Genomic DNA, 16669 nt, shown 5'->3' on the forward strand with positions numbered 1-16669 from the left:
AAACCCCTATTAGCTTGCTTTTTTCTTACCAAATCCAAGAATATCAAGTGGGAATGATAACCCCAATGACACATCAGGAGAATCTTCTGTCAAGCCAATGCCAAGTGTTCCATTGACAATTGTTTCAGGACTTACACGTACACCCAATGCAATAGAAAACATTGAGCTCGTTTGGTCTGCACTGTCGTATGATTCGCCATTGGTATAAGTAAATGATGTGTTGGTGTTAAAGGATTGTTGATATGACATTGTCATGGATACGTCATAGTTAAATGAGTATGCAAAACCAAATGAGAAACCTGCTGTAATCCCTGGTTCGAATTCATCTAGGATACGGACTGTATCGCTACCTGGACCACCACGAACTTGATTTAAACCTGTTTCTTTAAAACCATAATTTGCAGATGCTGAAGCAAATAAAACGACAGGATCAATATACTTACGTGTACTTGCACCTATACCTGCTGAATAATAACCTTTACCTGTTGATAGATCCGTTATTGGATTAATCTCATAAGGGCTGTCACCTGTTTTAGTCGATAAGCTACCAAATAAGATTAAAGGTAAGCGATCATTTTTAAGTGGAAATGGCTCCCAACGTGCGCCAAAATTAATATCGCCCAAACCTGCTGTTGTGGCATCTTTCATTTTGTCTGATTTAGCAATCAAGGGTACAGACGCACTAAACGTTAAATTATCAAGTACACCATATTGAAATGAAAATGTATTGGTAATGGTATGACTTGCATCTTCATCCACACGTAATTGATATAAACTACCCTCATTCATTGCCGCATTAATTTGTGTATCACGGTAATAAGAATAATCTAAATCATAAAATGTTGAAATTTCACCCTTTTTAATTAAAGAGTATTGACGCTCATTTGAGGTAAAAACTTCTTGAAGGTTGGTTTCTTGTGTTGCATCACCTTCTTGTTTTTGTAATGCATTTGCAGCCTGACTACCCTCTACAGGTTTAAGTGAAGGTGTTTCATCTTTATTGATGGTGACTTTATCTGCAACTGGTGCAACAGCGTCTTGTGTTGCTGTTTTTACATCACTAACCGTATCCACAACAGCTTCGCTAGCAACATCCGTTGCTTCTTCTGCAACTGCATCGACAGCATTTTCCTCATTGGCTGCATAAGCACCACCCATGACCAATTGAATGCTTATCGCTAGCAGTGTTCTTTTCATCCATTGATTATTCATTTTATTCCCTACCAAAGAATTTGATTATCTAATTTTTAATCGATCTTTTATTTACGTTTATAATAGAGTCGCATATAGGTTGTAATTGGCTGACCATACGTCTCTGAGTTCTTATCTTGGTCAATGACTCTTCGCATGGTTGATGCTTTATCTGCAATTTTATTCATATAATCCGTTGAAAATTGCGCATCAACCAACGCATAACGATTGATTGTTGCATCATCAACATGTCTTAGATCTGCATCTTGTAGGGCAAGCATATCTTTACGTTGCCCTTCTTCGACATTAATAATAAATAATGTATTATTTTCCCAAATTTCTTTGAATCGCTCTTGATCGAAACTGATGTTACCGAGGGCAGGATCGGCAACATACACTCGACCATCCTTATAAGCTTTAAAAACAACGAAATGTTTAAATCCAGCATAGGAAATAGGTACAATAGCAGGTTGTTTTTGATTAACTAAATCGGAAAACTCACCTTTATAGCCATTACTCTGCAATCCAACAGCCGTGACAAATCGTTTCATATCGAGCAATGAAAAGCTTCGACGTTCAACAATTCGTTCATACTCACCAAATTTGAGCAAACCTTCCATCGTTTGCTGTTCGGTCAAATTCGTTCCAACATAACCATTGAGTAAAGTAGTTAATGCCGCTGAACCACAACTATAGTCATAAGCCTGACGAACGATGCCACGAAATTGATTTTCAAGCGCAGGTTTAATTTCTACGGCTTCACGATGATATTTTGAAAAAGCCTTATCCCTTGAGTCTGCAAGTTCTGTGTAATAAACAGCTTGAGCAGGCTTTTCTTTGATGTCTAGTGCATGGCTGGCAAAATAATAAATTAATGCCGAACCTAAAGTAATCTCTAACATAATTTTAACTATTCTAGTATCGGCATTCAATTTGCCTAAAGTGTTGATTTTATTTTTAGAGTAAACACTCTACGTCCCTGTGACTAGAAGATACCTTCTTTTCCAAAAAAATACAGCTAATTTTTTGACTACTTCATCATTATCGTATTTTTAAGTAAAAAAAAGCGCGTGGACTCACGCGCTTTTTTAATTTATCTAGACTATAAACAAAACTTAGTGACCAGAGATTGTAATCTTAGCACCTGGATCAGTCATAGCAGCGCCATTAAATACTTTCATGCCAGAAATCGCAACATCACCAATTGAACCAGAACCTACACCAGTACCAGGCGTAGCAGCTACAGCACCTGATTTAGGAACAAAACCAGTACCGCCACCTAATACTACTTTAGTGATATAAATATCTGTAGAGCCCTTCATTGCAGTAATTGCAAGACCTTGTTTAGTTACAGCCACATCAGCATCTAATGCTAAATCATTACCAACTGTATCTTTAATTTTGATACCACCCAATACGATGTAACCACCACCACCAGTTGATGCATCTTTAATCGCTAGATCTTTAATTTCAAGACCACCAGTCATAGAACCAGCAAGCTTAATCATTGCGCCTTGCGGTGTGTTACCCAATTGGATAACAGCGTTCATTTTACCTGTTTTCAGGCTTAAACCACTTAGAATTTCAGCACTAGCTGTACCAACAGTATATGCACCCGCAGTACCAGCTGCATCATTAACTTCAATTTTACCTAACTCAATATCAAGACCAGACACTGCAGCAGCAACGTTTAAGAATGGTTCTCCTGCACCACCATCAGTATCAATAGTCAAATCAGCTAAGTTTCCAGAAGCCAACATACGAGTAGTATCTAAAGCACCCGCAGAAGTATGAGGTGCACTAAGAACAACATTATTTAAAGTGATTGCACCTGTTGTAGCAGTACCACCAAAACCTGGAGCACCAGCAGCACCAGCAGCAGCCAAACCATCACCATCAAAAACGTGAACTTTAGCAATATCTACCTTAGAGATACCAATACCGATAGAAATACCATCTTGACCTGTTGTTGCGCTCAATGCAGCATCATCCATAGCTTGCATAGCCATTGCATTTGAACTTACAGCTACTGCAGAAACTAAAGCAAGTTTAGTAAATAATTTCATGTGTACTCTCCCAAGAGCATTTTTTTTCATTTTTAACCACTCTCCGCCGCTCCATGTTGTTTTTATTTTTTTACAACAGAAGCATCAATCCTTGAGTAATCCGTTTTGCCTTTTTAAATTAACTCCATGTTGTTTTTTGTTCAACTGCTGTTCATCAAAATCAGTAACTAACCGACAAACGGCAATTACTGTGACTACATCGTGAAAGTAAGATAAAATTATAGAAACTCTGATATTTTGAATGTAATGCCAAGCTCTTCCTTTTTTAATCTTTTATGCCCATTCGATGATCTAGATGTTGCATTCATCTTACAACGCCTTTCATCACTCACAGGCTGTGTCTATTTAGCAAACAACAATATGCCTGTAATTGCATTTTCACCCGTATCTTATTGTATTAAAAAAAGTAATTTTAAAGCCCTACATTATGTTCGCGATCATCAATCAGAATATACGCAAACTGCATTGCAAGATCTTAAATCTTTTATTGATATTGATCTGACGAAAAATTCACAAAATTTTGATGGTTTTAACGGTGGTTATATCGGTTTTTTTGATTATAATTTTGCTGCAAATCAACAAATACACAATCAACATCGACAACAACCTACGTTTTTTTTAGGTCAATATCTCACGTTTTTACGCTTAGAAAATAAAAAATGGATTTTTTATAGCACAGAAGAAAATGCAGAAGAAATTTTCAATCAAATCAATTTTTTAATTTTTCAAAAACCAACATCAAGCTCTTTATTTTCAATGATGACACCCTGTCAAGCACGTTGGGATAAGACACAATATCTACATGCTTTTGAGCAAGTTCAAGAGTACATTCAAGCGGGGGATTGCTATCAAATTAATCTAACACAAGAATTTACCGCAAAAACAATAGGAAATTTGATTGATACAGCACAAGACTTGTGGAAACTCACCAATGCACCTTATGCAGGTTATCTCAAAATTGATGATTTTGAATTGCTCAGTTGTTCACCTGAATTATTTATTGACTTTGAAAGTGAAAGAAAAATTGTTACTAAACCGATCAAAGGCACAATGCCTCGCTATGTTGATCCAATTTTAGATAAGCAATCTAAACAAATATTAAAGTCATCGAAAAAAGATCAAGCTGAAAACGTGATGATTGTAGATTTACTGAGAAATGATCTCAGTATTTATGCTGAAACAGGCACGGTAAAAACACCAAAACTCTTTGAAATTGAAAGTTTTAATCAAGTTCATCACATGGTCAGTGAAGTCACTGCAACATTAAAATCAGATATTCATCCTGTTGATGTGCTGTTGTCTGCACTACCAGGAGGATCAATTACCGGAGCACCTAAAATTCGTGCGATGGAAATTATTGAAGAACTTGAAGGCGCTCCTCGTGGTGCATATTGCGGTTCAATGGGTTATTTTAATTTTGATGGTACAGGTAGTTGGAATATTTTAATTCGCTCTGTCCAAAAGTATCAAGATGAACTTTCAGTTTGGGCTGGTGGTGGAATCACCATTGCCTCCGATGGTGAAGCTGAGTATCAAGAATGTTTTGATAAAGTTTCTGCCATATTGGATTTACTCAATACATGGTATCAACCTGAATCTTCAGATAAAAAAAGCGAATCCTAAGATTCGCTTTTTATCCCTGCTCTTCTCCCTTGCGCCAATAATGGCTCAGCGTTAGGGGAGATTAGATCAAAATATCGTTTTCAAGGTATCCACCAAACGTTGATTTTGCTCATCTGTGCCAATGGTAATACGCAAAAATTGATTGATTCGTGGTTTATTGAAGTAGCGTACAATAATACCTTGTTCACGTAATTGACTCGCCAATTCACCTGCATCATGTGATGGCAATGTTACAAAAATAAAATTAGCTTTAGACGGTAAAACTTTAAATCCAAGCTCAGTCAATTGAACTGTTAATTTGTCACGACTTTCGATCACTTTCTTATTTTGCGCTTCAAAATAGGCTTGATCTTCAAATGAAGCGACAGCAGCAGCAATGGCAAAACGATCTATAGGGTAGGAATTAAAACTATTCTTTACCGCTTCAAGTGCCGCAATTAAATGCGGTTGTGCAATAGCGAAACCGACACGCAAACCTGCCAATGAGCGTGATTTAGACATTGTTTGACATACGACCAAATTATCGTATTTTTCAACTAAACTAACAGCGGATTCCGCACCAAAATCTACATAAGCTTCATCAATTAAAACTACCGAATCAGAATTGGCTTGTAACACTTCTTCAATTGCAGATAAACCAAGTGCAATACTGGTCGGTGCATTTGGGTTGGTAATGATAATCCCGCCATTCGGCTGTTTATAGTCATTAACTTCTATTTCAAAATCATCATTTAACGGCAAAATTTTGGTTTTTTCTGCAATGCCAAAAAACTGACTATAAACAGGATAAAAGCTATAGGTAATATCTGGATATAGAATCGGTTTTTCTTGCACAAAAAATGCTTTAAAAATGTGTGCTAATACTTCATCTGAACCATTACCAACAAAAACATTTTCCACATCGACATTCTGCTGTTTAGCTATCGCTTGTTTCAAAGCTGTCGCATCAGGGTCAGGATATAGACGCAAAGCATCTGCTGAATTTTCCAAAACAGCTTGTACCGCAGCTACAACATTTGGTGATGGCGGATACGGATTTTCATTGGTATTTAGTTTTAAAATATTTTGAATTTTCGGTTGTTCGCCAGGTACGTACGGATCTAATTCACGTACATCAGGGCTCCAAAAACGCATTTTTTCGGGGGTAATATTTGACATTTTATTTTCTCTTATTGCCCCTCTCCTAACCTCTCCCTGAGCCGAATATGGCGGAAGAGAGGATTCTTTCATATTATAAAAGTTCCTTCTCCATTCAGGAGAAGGTTAAGGAGAGGCTTAAATACTTTTTAATTACTGATAACGATATCTTGCCGATCTCGCATGTGCATCCAGATTTTCCTGCTGTGCAAGAATATCGGCAGTTTTCGCAAGCGGTTTCACACCCTGCTCAGAACACATGATCAAGCTCGAACGCTTTTGGAAATCATAAACGCCAAGTGGCGAAGAGAATCGTGCTGTACCCGATGTTGGTAAAACATGGTTAGGGCCTGCACAATAATCACCAATTGCTTCTGGCGTATAACGTCCCATGAAAATTGCACCTGCATGACGAATGCTTTCAGACATTTGTTCTGCTTCATCTAAGCAAAGCTCTAAATGCTCAGGTGCAACTTGATTAATTAAATCAATCGCTTCTTGACGATTTTTCACCAAAACCAATGCACCGCGGTTTGCAATAGAAGTACGTGCAATTTCTGCTTTTGGTAATTCTGCTAAATGTGCTTCAATTGCTTCCGCAACTTCATTTAACAGCTGTTCATCGGGTGTAATAAATACTGCTTGTGCAACAGTGTCATGTTCAGCTTGTGACAATAAGTCCATTGCTAACCATTGCGCATTATTTTTACCTTCTGCATAAACCAAAATTTCAGAAGGTCCTGCAATCATATCAATACCGACTTGACCAAACACTGCACGTTTTGCTGCTGCAACAAAACGATTCCCAGGCCCTGTGATTTTGTCGACTTGTGGAATGGTTTCAGTTCCATAAGCCAAGGCTGCAACAGCTTGCGCACCACCAATAGTAAATACACGATGTACGCCTGCCAAATATGCTGCTGCCAATACCAATGGATTTAAATCACCATTCGGTGCAGGAACAACCATAATAATTTCTTGCACGCCTGCAACATGTGCGGGAACCGCATTCATCAATACTGAAGATGGATACGATGCTAACCCCCCTGGTACATAAATACCAACACGGTCAAGTGGTGTCACTTTTTGACCTAAAGTATTACCCAACTCATCAACATAAGACCAACCGTCTTGTTTTTGCGCTTGGTGAAATGTACGAATACGGTTGGCTGCCATTTCCAAGGCTTCACGTACTTCTGTACTTAACCCATCAAACGCTGTTTTAAGTTGCTCTTGTGTCAGTTCTAAATCTGAGAATTGATGTGCTGGATGTCGATCGAACTGTTGGGTGAGTTTCAATACATGTGCATCGCCATATTGGCGTACGTCTGCAATAATTTGGTCTACTGTTTTTAACAGCTCAGGATCACTCACGGTTTCAAAAGCCAACAAGTCAGCAAAAACTTGCTTAAAGTTCTGCTCTTGAGTCGATAAACGGCGCATCAATTTACCCACAAGGTTAATTTGTAAAGATTGAGTTTACCTTGTTTTGTCTATCTTGTGGGCAAGTTCATTCAGGCATTTCTCTATTAGTTGATGGAAAATTACGCTCATTTTCATTGAAAAGTCAGGTTAATGATTTCAAATGATTCTATCTCTGCTATTTCATTTTAAATGGATTCAAGCTTTCTCTTACATTAATCAATCAATTTTCATTGTAGGATTAAAATTCAGACCATAAAAAACCGCCCTAAGGCGGTGATTTAATCTGCAAATTTTATGTAGCTAATTTCTTCGCTTCACGCTCTGCAACCGCTTTTTCAAGCTGTGCAAGAATCGGGTTCAACAAAGTTTGCTTACGTTTAAAGCTCGCTTTATTGACAATCAAACGTGAAGATACTTGGCAAATTTCTTCTAATGGCTCAAGACCATTGGCACGAAGCGTATTTCCAGTATCTACCACATCAACAATGTAATCACCCAAACCGACCAATGGCGCTAATTCCATTGAACCGTAAAGTTTAATTACATCAACTTGCTCACCTAGGCTTGCATAATATTGACGTGTTAAATTGACATATTTAGTGGCAATTTTCAGACGACCTTTCGGACGAACCATGCCAACTTTACCTGCTGTCATTAACTTACACACAGCAATTTTTAAATCTAATGGTTCATAGACATTTTGCGCGCCATGTTCCATCAAGACATCTTTACCCGCAACACCAATATCTGCTGCACCATTTTCAACATAGGTCGGTACATCAGAGGCACGTAATATCAGAATACGTACATGTTTGTGTGTGGTTGGAAAAATTAACTTACGAGATTTATCTGGATCTTCCAATAAGTTAATTCCAGCCGTTTCAAGCAAAGGTAACGTTTCTTTTAGAATGCGCCCTTTGCTCAATGCCAACGTTAAACCATGATCAAAATTGCCCATTACGTCAAAATTTGGATCATCGTTTCTCATATCGCTCATTAACTTGTCTCGCTCACTCGCTGAATTTGGACACCTAAGCCCTGTAATTTCGCTTCAATATCTTCATAACCACGATCGATATGATAAATACGGTCAATGGTTGTTTCCCCGTCAGCCACCAAAGCAGCCAAAACTAAGGAGAATGAAGCACGTAAATCTGTTGCCATAACAGGTGCAGCAGATAGTTTTTCCACACCCGTCACAATCGCATCATTACCATCAACCTGAATGTTTGCACCCATACGCGCTAACTCAGGAACGTGCATAAAACGATTTTCAAAAATCGTTTCAGAAATTGTCGCAAAACCACGACCAATGGCATTCACTGCCATAAGCTGTGCTTGCATATCTGTTGGGAATTCTGGATGTGGTAAAGTTTGAAAACTCACGGCTTTTGGACGTTTACCCATCATATCAAGTTCGATCCAATCATCACCACGAGTAACTTCTGCACCCATTTCTTCAAACTTATCTAAAACAGCTTCAAGTAGGTTTGGATCTGTATGTGTAGTTTTAACTTTTCCGCCTGTAATTGCAGCCGCAGCTAAATACGAACCTGTTTCGATACGATCTGCAACCACTGAATATTCACAGCCATGTAGGCTCTCAACACCAGTCACAACCAAGGTGTCTGTGTCTAAACCTTCAATTTTCGCACCCATTTTAATGAGCATTTGCGCAAGATCAGTAATTTCAGGTTCACGTGCTGCATTACGAATTGTCGTTACACCATCCGCCAAAACAGCCGCAGTTAAAATATTTTCTGTACCGCCTACAGTCACCATATCAAAGATGACTTCACCACCTTTTAAGCGACCATCGACTTTAGCAAGGACATAACCTGCTTCAACCTCAATTTCTGCACCTAATGCTTCTAAAGCTTTTAAATGCTGATCGACTGGACGTGAACCAATGGCACAACCACCTGGCAATGATACTTTTGCACTACCATAGCGCGCCAACAATGGACCAAGCACCAAAATAGAGGCACGCATAGTTTTTACTAATTCATAAGGTGCAAACTGATTATCGAGTGTAGAGGTATCTGCAACAACAGTATCGCCCTCATAACTCATGGTGATACCTAGACCACCAATCAATTTAACAAGCGTTCGAACATCTTTAAGATCTGGAACGTTTTTAAGGGTAATTGGGCTATCTGCAAGAATCATTGCAGCCAATAAAGGTAGAGCGGCATTTTTCGCACCAGAAATACGAACTTCACCGTCAATTTTTGCACCGCCTTGAATGACAAATTTATCCATTGACGCTTAAGCTCCAAACATACTGGCTTTGCGCCATTCTTCTTTAGTCATTGCACGAATAGTTACCGCATGTACTTCACCACTCGCAATATATGAGTTAAGCGGTGCATAAACAGCTTGTTGACGAGGAACAGGACGTTTTCCTTCAAATTGATCATCGACAATACGAAGATCAAATTTACCTGCTTGTCCACTGACAGCAACTTCTGCATCAGGAAAAGCCGCTTTTAAAATTTCAGTGAGCTGTTCACTATTCATTGCAAAGACCTCATTATGGGACTGACAGTGTAAAAACCGAGTATTTTACTATAAGTTCTACTTAAAATTCATCATTCAGTACATTATTTATCAATAAAAATGCAGACCAGAGTAATTCAAATCAATAAATCCAGATTTACCAACGTGAATCATTTTCACATGGCTCACCATCATGATTGCCATCCATTTTTGTGCCAGGACAATTTCGTACAAACCAACGTGCTTCTTCTCGTGAATTCATCTGAGAACAATGTACCCGCCCATCGCAACGATAATTGTTTGGATTTAAATTGGTAGGTTCTGCAATTTGCTGAATAGTAGCAACAGGCTGATTTGCTAACTGAACACGCTGATATTTCCCATATAGCATATAAATAAGCCCAACAATGACCAACAATCCGATTACAGTCATTCCTAAACCACTACCTGAACTTGATTTCTTGTTATTTCTACGCTGTGTAATATTCTTTCGGGCATTCGCACGACTCTGTGGCGTATGTCTTTCAGCTTCACTCTGAATATCTAAGCGAACAATATTTTGTGCTTTAGATTTCCCTTGATCATCAACAATACGAAACTTAAACCGCTCGCCTTGTTTAGGCTCAATATCACGGTTTGGGCAATCTGTAATATGAAAAAATACTTCTTTTTTTTGACCATCAACTGAAATAAAACCAAATCCTCGTTCAGTATTATAATTTTTCACGACCCCATCAACAAACATAATTGACTCTTTTCATTCATTTTATTTTAAAAAAACGATTATAATCATATAAATATAAAAAGAAGCTCTTTTGCCTCTTTTTATTTTAGTGAATTTAAAATATTTTAAATTAATTGCAGATCTTCTTCTATAAATGGTTGAAAATTACTTTGCGCCTGTCCCTGAATATCTCGATGTCGCTGTAATTGTCTTTTTAATTTTTCTGTCAACTGTGTAATTGAACTATACATATCATCGGCTGAAGCCTGAGCAAACAACTCTACTCCAGGCAATCTAACGATAGCTTCAGCAATATGATTACCACTACCTTTTCTTGAAAGCTTATCCAACTGATGATCTTTACTTAATTTCACCTGCACACTATTGACCTGATCAAGATGCTTGGTCATTTGAGCAAATTTTTCTCGAATTGTATTTTCAATAGCAGGCGTAATACTTAAATGATGTCCACGAATTGTCATTTGCATAAAGCGATCCCTCTCCCTATTAGGCTCTGAAATGTCTTAACCAAAACAATTCCATGATAGAAACATTGCAAAAATTATGCTCAATTCTATATCGACATCATGTAATCATTTCAGTTACTCCAAAAAACAAAAAAGGCTCATTATGTCGTGAATTCGTCATAATGAGCCTTTAGAATACTCACATTTTAAATTTTAGATCAAGACTTTTCTGTCTGATGATGATGGAATATGTAACGACTCTCTATACTTGGCAACAGTACGCCGAGCAACATCAATTCCATCCTCTTTCAATAAGTTAGCGATAATATTATCAGACAATGGCTTACGCGGATTTTCATCGGCAATCAATTTTTTAATTTTGGCGCGAATGGCTGTTGATGATGCCTCACCTCCAACCGTTGTACTCACGTGACTTGAAAAGAAATATTTTAATTCAAATAATCCACGCGGTGTAAGTAAAAATTTATTGGTCGTTACTCGAGAAATTGTTGACTCATGTAATTCAACTTCATCTGCTACATCTCGTAAAATTAAAGGCTTCATGCCTTCCGCACCAATTTCTAAAAAATCACGCTGATGTTTCACAATACATGTTGCAACTTTAAGTAAAGTTTTATGTCGCTCATCAACACTTTTAATAAAGTTTTTAGCTTCAAGCATCTGATTACGCAAATATTGATTATCATCACTTTGATCTGCTCGACGAATCATGCCTGAATAATATGGATTGATCCGAAGTTTAGGCATAACATCAGGATTCAACTGCACATGCCAATGCCCATCTTTTTTCATCACAACTACATCGGGAATTTGATAATCTGAATCTTTATTTTCAAATTCCATACCTGGATAAGGCTTTAAAGTCTTCAGTAAATCTATTGCTGAACGTAATATTTCCGCATTTAAGCCTGTTTGTTTAATCAATTTATTTAAGTCGTTAGTAACCAAAAGTCCATAATGTTTGAGTAGCAATATCGCCTCATTTCGAAATGGCTCAAGCTCTGATAATGACTCAACTTGTACCATTAAACATTCAGCCAAATTTCGTGAACCAATACCAATCGGATCAAGCCGTTGAATCAGTTTTAATACTGCAATAACTTCGTCTTCTTCAACGTCATAATCCATTTGCTCAAGTAAATGTTGTACTGAAGCTATAATTTCTTCAATTTCAGCATCTAAATAGCCTTTTTCATCTAGAGCATCCACAATACAATAAGCAATTAAGCGATCAACTGGCGAAAAATGCAATAAATTAATCTGTTCAAGCATGTGTGACTTTAATGAAACATCGCCCTGACGATTGTCCTCTCGCTCTTCAAATTCAGGTCGCTCCATCGCACTTGATTGATGAGTATAAACATCATCCCAATCCGTATCGACAGGTAATTCATCTGGTAGATGATCCGCATTTAAAGATTCTGATAGTTCTTTTTCTTGTTGCTCTTCTTTAATCGTATCCAAACTTTCCATGGAATGATTTTCTTCTTCCAGTTTTTCCAATAATGGATTGCTATCGAGTTGAATCTGAATTTCTTGCTCTAATTCTAAACTTGAAAGTTGAAGCAAACGAATGGCTTGTTGCAATTGTGGTGTCAACGACAATGAATTCGCAACTTTTAAACCAATCGATAACTTCATAAAAGCGCCTTTAAATTAATTGTTATGCAAAAAATATGCCTATTTTATTTTTTATAGCATAACAATTCATATTTTTACATCTTAATTCACTTTTTTTATAAAAATATGTATATCGAGTTATTTAAAAAATTAAATCATCATCACATTAATAAATGTTACTAAAGAGCCTATGTTCTCAAATAAATATAAAACCCTCTTGTTATTTTTCATTTCGAGAATAAAAATATCCTACCAAAATTTTGAGATCTAAATCACACAACTAAAAAGTAAATATATTACTTTTTAACCTTTACATATTCAAAATTCGAGTATAAAAATAGAAACTATAAGAAATAGATGATGGATCATATTTCTACAATAGGCACATTGGCATAAATTATGCTTAATTTAAAATATAAGCTAATCACAATTTGCCAAAACTAAATAATGATGGAGACATGAAAATGAAGCAGTATTCGACAAAAATTTTAACCACCGCATTAGGCGTTCTTATCGCGGGTGGAGCATTTTCACAAGTTCAAGCAGCAGATACCATTTCAAAGATTAAACAATCAGGCAAAGTTATTATAGGATATCGTGAATCTTCCGATCCTATTTCATATGTGGTTGGTGGAAAACCAATGGGCTATGCTATTGATATTTGTAATAACTTTGCGAATGAACTCAAAAAATCTTTAAAGCTTCCAAATTTAAAAGTCGAATACAAACCAGTAACGTCATCGACCCGTATTCCTGAAATGTTAGCGGGTAACATTGATATGGAATGTGGTACGACAACAAATTCTATTTCACGTCAGCAACAAGTTGGTTTCTCAACCAACTACTATGCGACTGAAGTTCGCATGGCTGTAAAAGCAAATTCTCCGATTAAAACCATTGCTGACTTAAATGGTAAAGCCGTTGTGACGACACAAGGAACAACCTCTGACAAATACATCAAAATGGGTGAGAAAGGTCAAAAAGTAAATGTCAATAATGTCTATGGGAAAGACCATTCTGACTCATTTGCAATGGTTGCCTCAGGTCGTGCTGCAGCCTTTGTGATGGATGACAACATTCTTGCAGGACTCATTGCCAAATCTTCAAATCCAAAAGAATTTAAAATTGTCGGCCCTGTATTATCTTCTGAACCATACGGCATCATGATTCCAAAAGACGATCCTGCATATAAAGCGATTGCTGACCGTGTCGTTACAGGCATGTGGAAAAATGGTCAAATGGCTGCACTATACAAAAAATGGTTCTTATCACCAATTGCACCAAAAAATGTCAATATGAATATGCCTATGAGTTCATCTTATAAAGCTCTCATGGCAAAACCAACAGATGCCGGAATTAATTGATTGATCTAATGTGCAAATAAATCGCATTTTATATTTTTTGCACTATATGAGAACAATCATCGGTAGGTCAAAACATTAACCTGTTTTGACCTCTCATTATTTTATAAAAATACAATTATAAGGAGCACACATGTCTGTTGGCTCACTCAATTGGACAGCATATTGTCTTCCTTCCAACGAATATGCAATGGATAAAGCCGCTTGGGCTGAATCCATCTGTAAAGTTATCGGTGGTGAAAGTTACTCCCCTGTTGCTGAAGCCCCGACTTGGCTACAACTCCTAGGTTCAGGTGTTTGGACCATGATTTGGACAGCACTGATTGCCTTTATCATCGCATTCACACTTGGCTCACTCATTGGCATTCTCCGCACATTACCCAATAAAGGATTAGCTTTTATTGGTACATGTTATGTCGAGTTGTTTCGAAATATCCCATTGATTGTGCAATTATTTTTTTGGGCATTCGTTTTTCCCGAGCTCCTTCCACTTAGCCTCAGTACAGGTAGTGGAGAAATGGTCAATGGTGGTTGGTGGCAAAATATTTTAAATGATAAACCTGCCGTGATCGGTGTTTTTGCACTAGGACTGTATACGGCTGCACGAGTTGCAGAACAAGTTCGTGCAGGGATCAATACCGTATCACATGGACAAAAAAATGCAGCCTATGCGATGGGTTTTAGCCAAAGCCAAAGCTACCGCTATGTAATTTTGCCTGTTGCCTATCGTATCGTTTGGCCAACGCTAACTTCTGAAGCAATGAATGTCTTTAAAAACTCAGCCATTCTCTATGCGCTAAGCATCTTAAACTTCTTTGCTTATACTAAAACTATGCGAGAAGAAACTTCTCAGGATATTGTCATTCTGATTCTCTCAACACCCGTTTATTTAGTCATCACCTACTGTATTAAATACTTTATGGCATGGATTGAAAAACGAATGTCCGTACCTGGACTTGGTTCGGGAGGTAAATAATCATGGATTTTAGTATTTTACAAAATCAGGACGTCATAGATACACTGATTGCAGGTTTCAAATTTACAGCAACCGTAACGATACTTTCTATCATTGGCGGGATTTTAATTGGTACACCACTAGCAATGATGCGTCTCTCGAATAATAAAATTGCGAGCAACTTTGCAAAATTTTATGTCGATTTCTTTCGTGGCGTACCATTAATTCAAGTTATTTTTATCTTCTATTTTCTATTACCTAAATTTTTCGATTTTCAATCGGATATTTATTATGGCCCATTGTTTTCAAGTGTCGTTACTTTTGCCATTTTTGAAGCGGCTTTTTTCTCAGAGATTGTCCGTTCAGGTATTCAATCTGTTTCCAAAGGTCAGGTTAATGCAGGTTATGCCCTCGGCTTTACTTATGGCCAAACCATGTCAAATGTCGTTTTGCCACAGGCATTTCGTAATATGTTACCAGTCATTTTGACCCAATCTATTGTTCTTTTCCAAGATGTTTCATTGGTTTATGTGATTAGCGCACCTGACTTTTTAGGCAATGCAAATACACTCGCCAATACTTACGGTTCAGAAACTAAAGCGACATTCTATCTCATTGTTGCGATTGTCTATTTCTGTATATCCTTTGCGCTATCACGCCTCGTGAAGCATTTACATCAAAAAATCGCAATTATTCGCTAATAGGAGAATCAATATGCCAATGATAGAAATACAACAAATCTCAAAATGGTATGGAGATTTTCAGGTTTTAACCGACTGCACTACATCCATTGAAAAAGGCGAAGTTGTCGTTGTTTGTGGACCTTCAGGTTCAGGTAAATCAACTCTGATTAAAACAGTCAATGCACTAGAACCATTCCAACAAGGCAATATTGTTGTTGATGGTACAACACTGAAAGATCCTCATACCAATTTAGCCCAATTTCGCTCACGTGTAGGCATGGTTTTTCAACACTTCGAACTCTTTCCACATATGACCGTACTTGATAATCTTATGATTGCACAAGTAAAAGTCCTCAATCGCCCTAAAGAAGAAGCACAGAAAAAAGCACTTGAATATCTTGATCGTGTCGGGCTAATTGCCCACAAAGATAAATTTCCAGGTCAACTTTCAGGTGGTCAACAACAACGTGTCGCTATTGCACGCGGACTGTGTATGGATCCTGTCTGTATGCTATTTGATGAGCCAACCTCTGCACTTGACCCGGAAATGGTCGGTGAAGTCTTAGAGGTCATGACTCAACTGGCAAAAGAAGGAATGACCATGATGTGCGTAACTCATGAAATGGGCTTTGCACGAAAAGTTTCAAGTCGCGTAATATTCATGGATCAAGGAAAAATTTTAGAAGATTGTGCAACAGATGACTTTTTTAATAAACCTGAAGAACGCCACGAACGCACGAAGTTTTTCTTAGAAAAAATTTCAATGGTGCATTAATCTCATATTTAAAGAATAAATAAAAAGCAGATCAGTCGATCTGCTTTTTTGCAGGTAAAAACTTACAAAGACTGCCGCAATTAACATCTGTTCCGATTTTATGATCAATCGTATTCTACTTA

Annotated in this window: 16 protein-coding genes; 5 read left to right on the top strand and 11 right to left on the bottom strand. The window is 37.5% G+C overall.

Going from position 1 to position 16669, the window contains the following annotated elements; all coding sequences use genetic code 11:
• Nucleotides 1–9: 9 nt before the first annotated feature.
• From filC to filA, 3 genes are all read right to left on the bottom strand, one after another.
• Nucleotides 10–1212, bottom strand: a complete 1203-nt coding sequence (filC, locus tag FW754_RS14485; RefSeq protein WP_409512266.1) for a putative pilus system protein FilC — start codon at nucleotides 1210–1212, stop codon at nucleotides 10–12.
• 47 nt (nucleotides 1213–1259) lie between these two features.
• Nucleotides 1260–2093 (bottom strand): putative pilus system C39 family peptidase FilB, encoded by an 834-nt coding sequence (gene filB / locus FW754_RS14490; RefSeq protein WP_409512267.1) that lies wholly within the window; start codon nucleotides 2091–2093, stop codon nucleotides 1260–1262.
• Nucleotides 2094–2306: 213 nt separating this feature from the next.
• The gene (gene filA, locus FW754_RS14495) at nucleotides 2307–3257 is read right to left on the bottom strand and encodes a putative pilus system protein FilA (protein WP_409512268.1); all 951 of its coding nucleotides are present in this window, start codon (nucleotides 3255–3257) and stop codon (nucleotides 2307–2309) included.
• Nucleotides 3258–3503: 246 nt separating this feature from the next.
• Between filA and FW754_RS14500 the strand changes: the two genes are divergently transcribed.
• Nucleotides 3504–4880 carry an anthranilate synthase component I family protein gene (locus FW754_RS14500; RefSeq protein WP_446325038.1) on the top strand — a complete coding sequence of 459 codons (1377 nt, stop codon included), beginning with the start codon at nucleotides 3504–3506 and terminating at the stop codon, nucleotides 4878–4880.
• Between the two features lie 66 nt (nucleotides 4881–4946).
• Here FW754_RS14500 and hisC read toward each other — a convergent pair whose 3' ends face one another.
• The 8 genes from hisC to FW754_RS14540 form a co-directional block, all read right to left on the bottom strand.
• Nucleotides 4947–6038, bottom strand: a complete 1092-nt coding sequence (hisC, locus tag FW754_RS14505) for a histidinol-phosphate transaminase (RefSeq protein WP_446325039.1) — start codon at nucleotides 6036–6038, stop codon at nucleotides 4947–4949.
• Nucleotides 6039–6170: 132 nt separating this feature from the next.
• Nucleotides 6171–7472, bottom strand: a complete 1302-nt coding sequence (gene hisD, locus FW754_RS14510; protein ID WP_446325040.1) for a histidinol dehydrogenase — start codon at nucleotides 7470–7472, stop codon at nucleotides 6171–6173.
• A 262-nt stretch (nucleotides 7473–7734) separates the two neighbouring features.
• Entirely contained in the window at nucleotides 7735–8439 is a 705-nt protein-coding gene (gene hisG / locus FW754_RS14515; protein WP_409512272.1) for an ATP phosphoribosyltransferase, read from the bottom strand.
• Nucleotides 8439–9704, bottom strand: a complete 1266-nt coding sequence (gene murA, locus FW754_RS14520; protein ID WP_409512273.1) for a UDP-N-acetylglucosamine 1-carboxyvinyltransferase — start codon at nucleotides 9702–9704, stop codon at nucleotides 8439–8441. The genes hisG and murA overlap by 1 nt, the downstream gene beginning before the upstream one ends.
• Before the next feature lie 6 nt (nucleotides 9705–9710).
• Nucleotides 9711–9962, bottom strand: coding sequence for a BolA family iron metabolism protein IbaG (gene ibaG / locus FW754_RS14525; RefSeq protein WP_004830087.1), 252 nt, complete (start codon nucleotides 9960–9962; stop codon nucleotides 9711–9713).
• 136 nt (nucleotides 9963–10098) lie between these two features.
• Nucleotides 10099–10686, bottom strand: coding sequence for a cold shock domain-containing protein (locus tag FW754_RS14530; protein WP_446325041.1), 588 nt, complete (start codon nucleotides 10684–10686; stop codon nucleotides 10099–10101).
• A 104-nt stretch (nucleotides 10687–10790) separates the two neighbouring features.
• The gene (hpf, locus tag FW754_RS14535) at nucleotides 10791–11153 is read right to left on the bottom strand and encodes a ribosome hibernation-promoting factor, HPF/YfiA family (RefSeq protein WP_409512275.1); all 363 of its coding nucleotides are present in this window, start codon (nucleotides 11151–11153) and stop codon (nucleotides 10791–10793) included.
• 192 nt (nucleotides 11154–11345) lie between these two features.
• Complete coding sequence (locus FW754_RS14540; RefSeq protein ID WP_409512276.1) at nucleotides 11346–12794, bottom strand: RNA polymerase factor sigma-54; 1449 nt, start codon at nucleotides 12792–12794, stop codon at nucleotides 11346–11348.
• A 443-nt stretch (nucleotides 12795–13237) separates the two neighbouring features.
• Here FW754_RS14540 and FW754_RS14545 point away from each other — a divergent pair, with 443 nt between their 5' ends.
• The 4 genes from FW754_RS14545 (at nucleotide 13238) to FW754_RS14560 (ending at nucleotide 16547) form a co-directional block, all read left to right on the top strand.
• Nucleotides 13238–14137, top strand: coding sequence for an amino acid ABC transporter substrate-binding protein (locus FW754_RS14545; RefSeq protein ID WP_409512277.1), 900 nt, complete (start codon nucleotides 13238–13240; stop codon nucleotides 14135–14137).
• 130 nt (nucleotides 14138–14267) lie between these two features.
• Nucleotides 14268–15110 (top strand): amino acid ABC transporter permease, encoded by an 843-nt coding sequence (locus tag FW754_RS14550; protein ID WP_446325042.1) that lies wholly within the window; start codon nucleotides 14268–14270, stop codon nucleotides 15108–15110.
• 2 nt (nucleotides 15111–15112) lie between these two features.
• Nucleotides 15113–15790: an amino acid ABC transporter permease gene (locus FW754_RS14555; protein ID WP_409512279.1), complete on the top strand. Its 678-nt coding sequence runs from the start codon at nucleotides 15113–15115 to the stop codon at nucleotides 15788–15790.
• Between the two features lie 13 nt (nucleotides 15791–15803).
• Complete coding sequence (locus tag FW754_RS14560) at nucleotides 15804–16547, top strand: amino acid ABC transporter ATP-binding protein (RefSeq protein ID WP_446325043.1); 744 nt, start codon at nucleotides 15804–15806, stop codon at nucleotides 16545–16547.
• Nucleotides 16548–16669: the final 122 nt, after the last annotated feature.

The organism is Acinetobacter sp. 1207_04, from assembly GCF_052850415.1.

Bases quoted from the DNA above. Each gene is read 5' to 3' on its own strand.
- filC (WP_409512266.1), bottom strand. From the start codon at position 1,212: ATGAATAATCAATGGATGAAAAGAACACTGCTAGCGATAAGCATTCAA.
- filB (WP_409512267.1), bottom strand. From the start codon at position 2,093: ATGTTAGAGATTACTTTAGGTTCGGCATTAATTTATTATTTTGCCAGC.
- filA (WP_409512268.1), bottom strand. From the start codon at position 3,257: ATGAAATTATTTACTAAACTTGCTTTAGTTTCTGCAGTAGCTGTAAGT.
- FW754_RS14500 (WP_446325038.1), top strand. From the start codon at position 3,504: ATGCCAAGCTCTTCCTTTTTTAATCTTTTATGCCCATTCGATGATCTA.
- hisC (WP_446325039.1), bottom strand. From the start codon at position 6,038: ATGTCAAATATTACCCCCGAAAAAATGCGTTTTTGGAGCCCTGATGTA.
- hisG (WP_409512272.1), bottom strand. From the start codon at position 8,439: ATGAGCGATATGAGAAACGATGATCCAAATTTTGACGTAATGGGCAAT.
- murA (WP_409512273.1), bottom strand. From the start codon at position 9,704: ATGGATAAATTTGTCATTCAAGGCGGTGCAAAAATTGACGGTGAAGTT.
- ibaG (WP_004830087.1), bottom strand. From the start codon at position 9,962: ATGAATAGTGAACAGCTCACTGAAATTTTAAAAGCGGCTTTTCCTGAT.
- FW754_RS14530 (WP_446325041.1), bottom strand. From the start codon at position 10,686: ATGTTTGTTGATGGGGTCGTGAAAAATTATAATACTGAACGAGGATTT.
- hpf (WP_409512275.1), bottom strand. From the start codon at position 11,153: ATGCAAATGACAATTCGTGGACATCATTTAAGTATTACGCCTGCTATT.
- FW754_RS14540 (WP_409512276.1), bottom strand. From the start codon at position 12,794: ATGAAGTTATCGATTGGTTTAAAAGTTGCGAATTCATTGTCGTTGACA.
- FW754_RS14545 (WP_409512277.1), top strand. From the start codon at position 13,238: ATGAAGCAGTATTCGACAAAAATTTTAACCACCGCATTAGGCGTTCTT.
- FW754_RS14550 (WP_446325042.1), top strand. From the start codon at position 14,268: ATGTCTGTTGGCTCACTCAATTGGACAGCATATTGTCTTCCTTCCAAC.
- FW754_RS14555 (WP_409512279.1), top strand. From the start codon at position 15,113: ATGGATTTTAGTATTTTACAAAATCAGGACGTCATAGATACACTGATT.
- FW754_RS14560 (WP_446325043.1), top strand. From the start codon at position 15,804: ATGCCAATGATAGAAATACAACAAATCTCAAAATGGTATGGAGATTTT.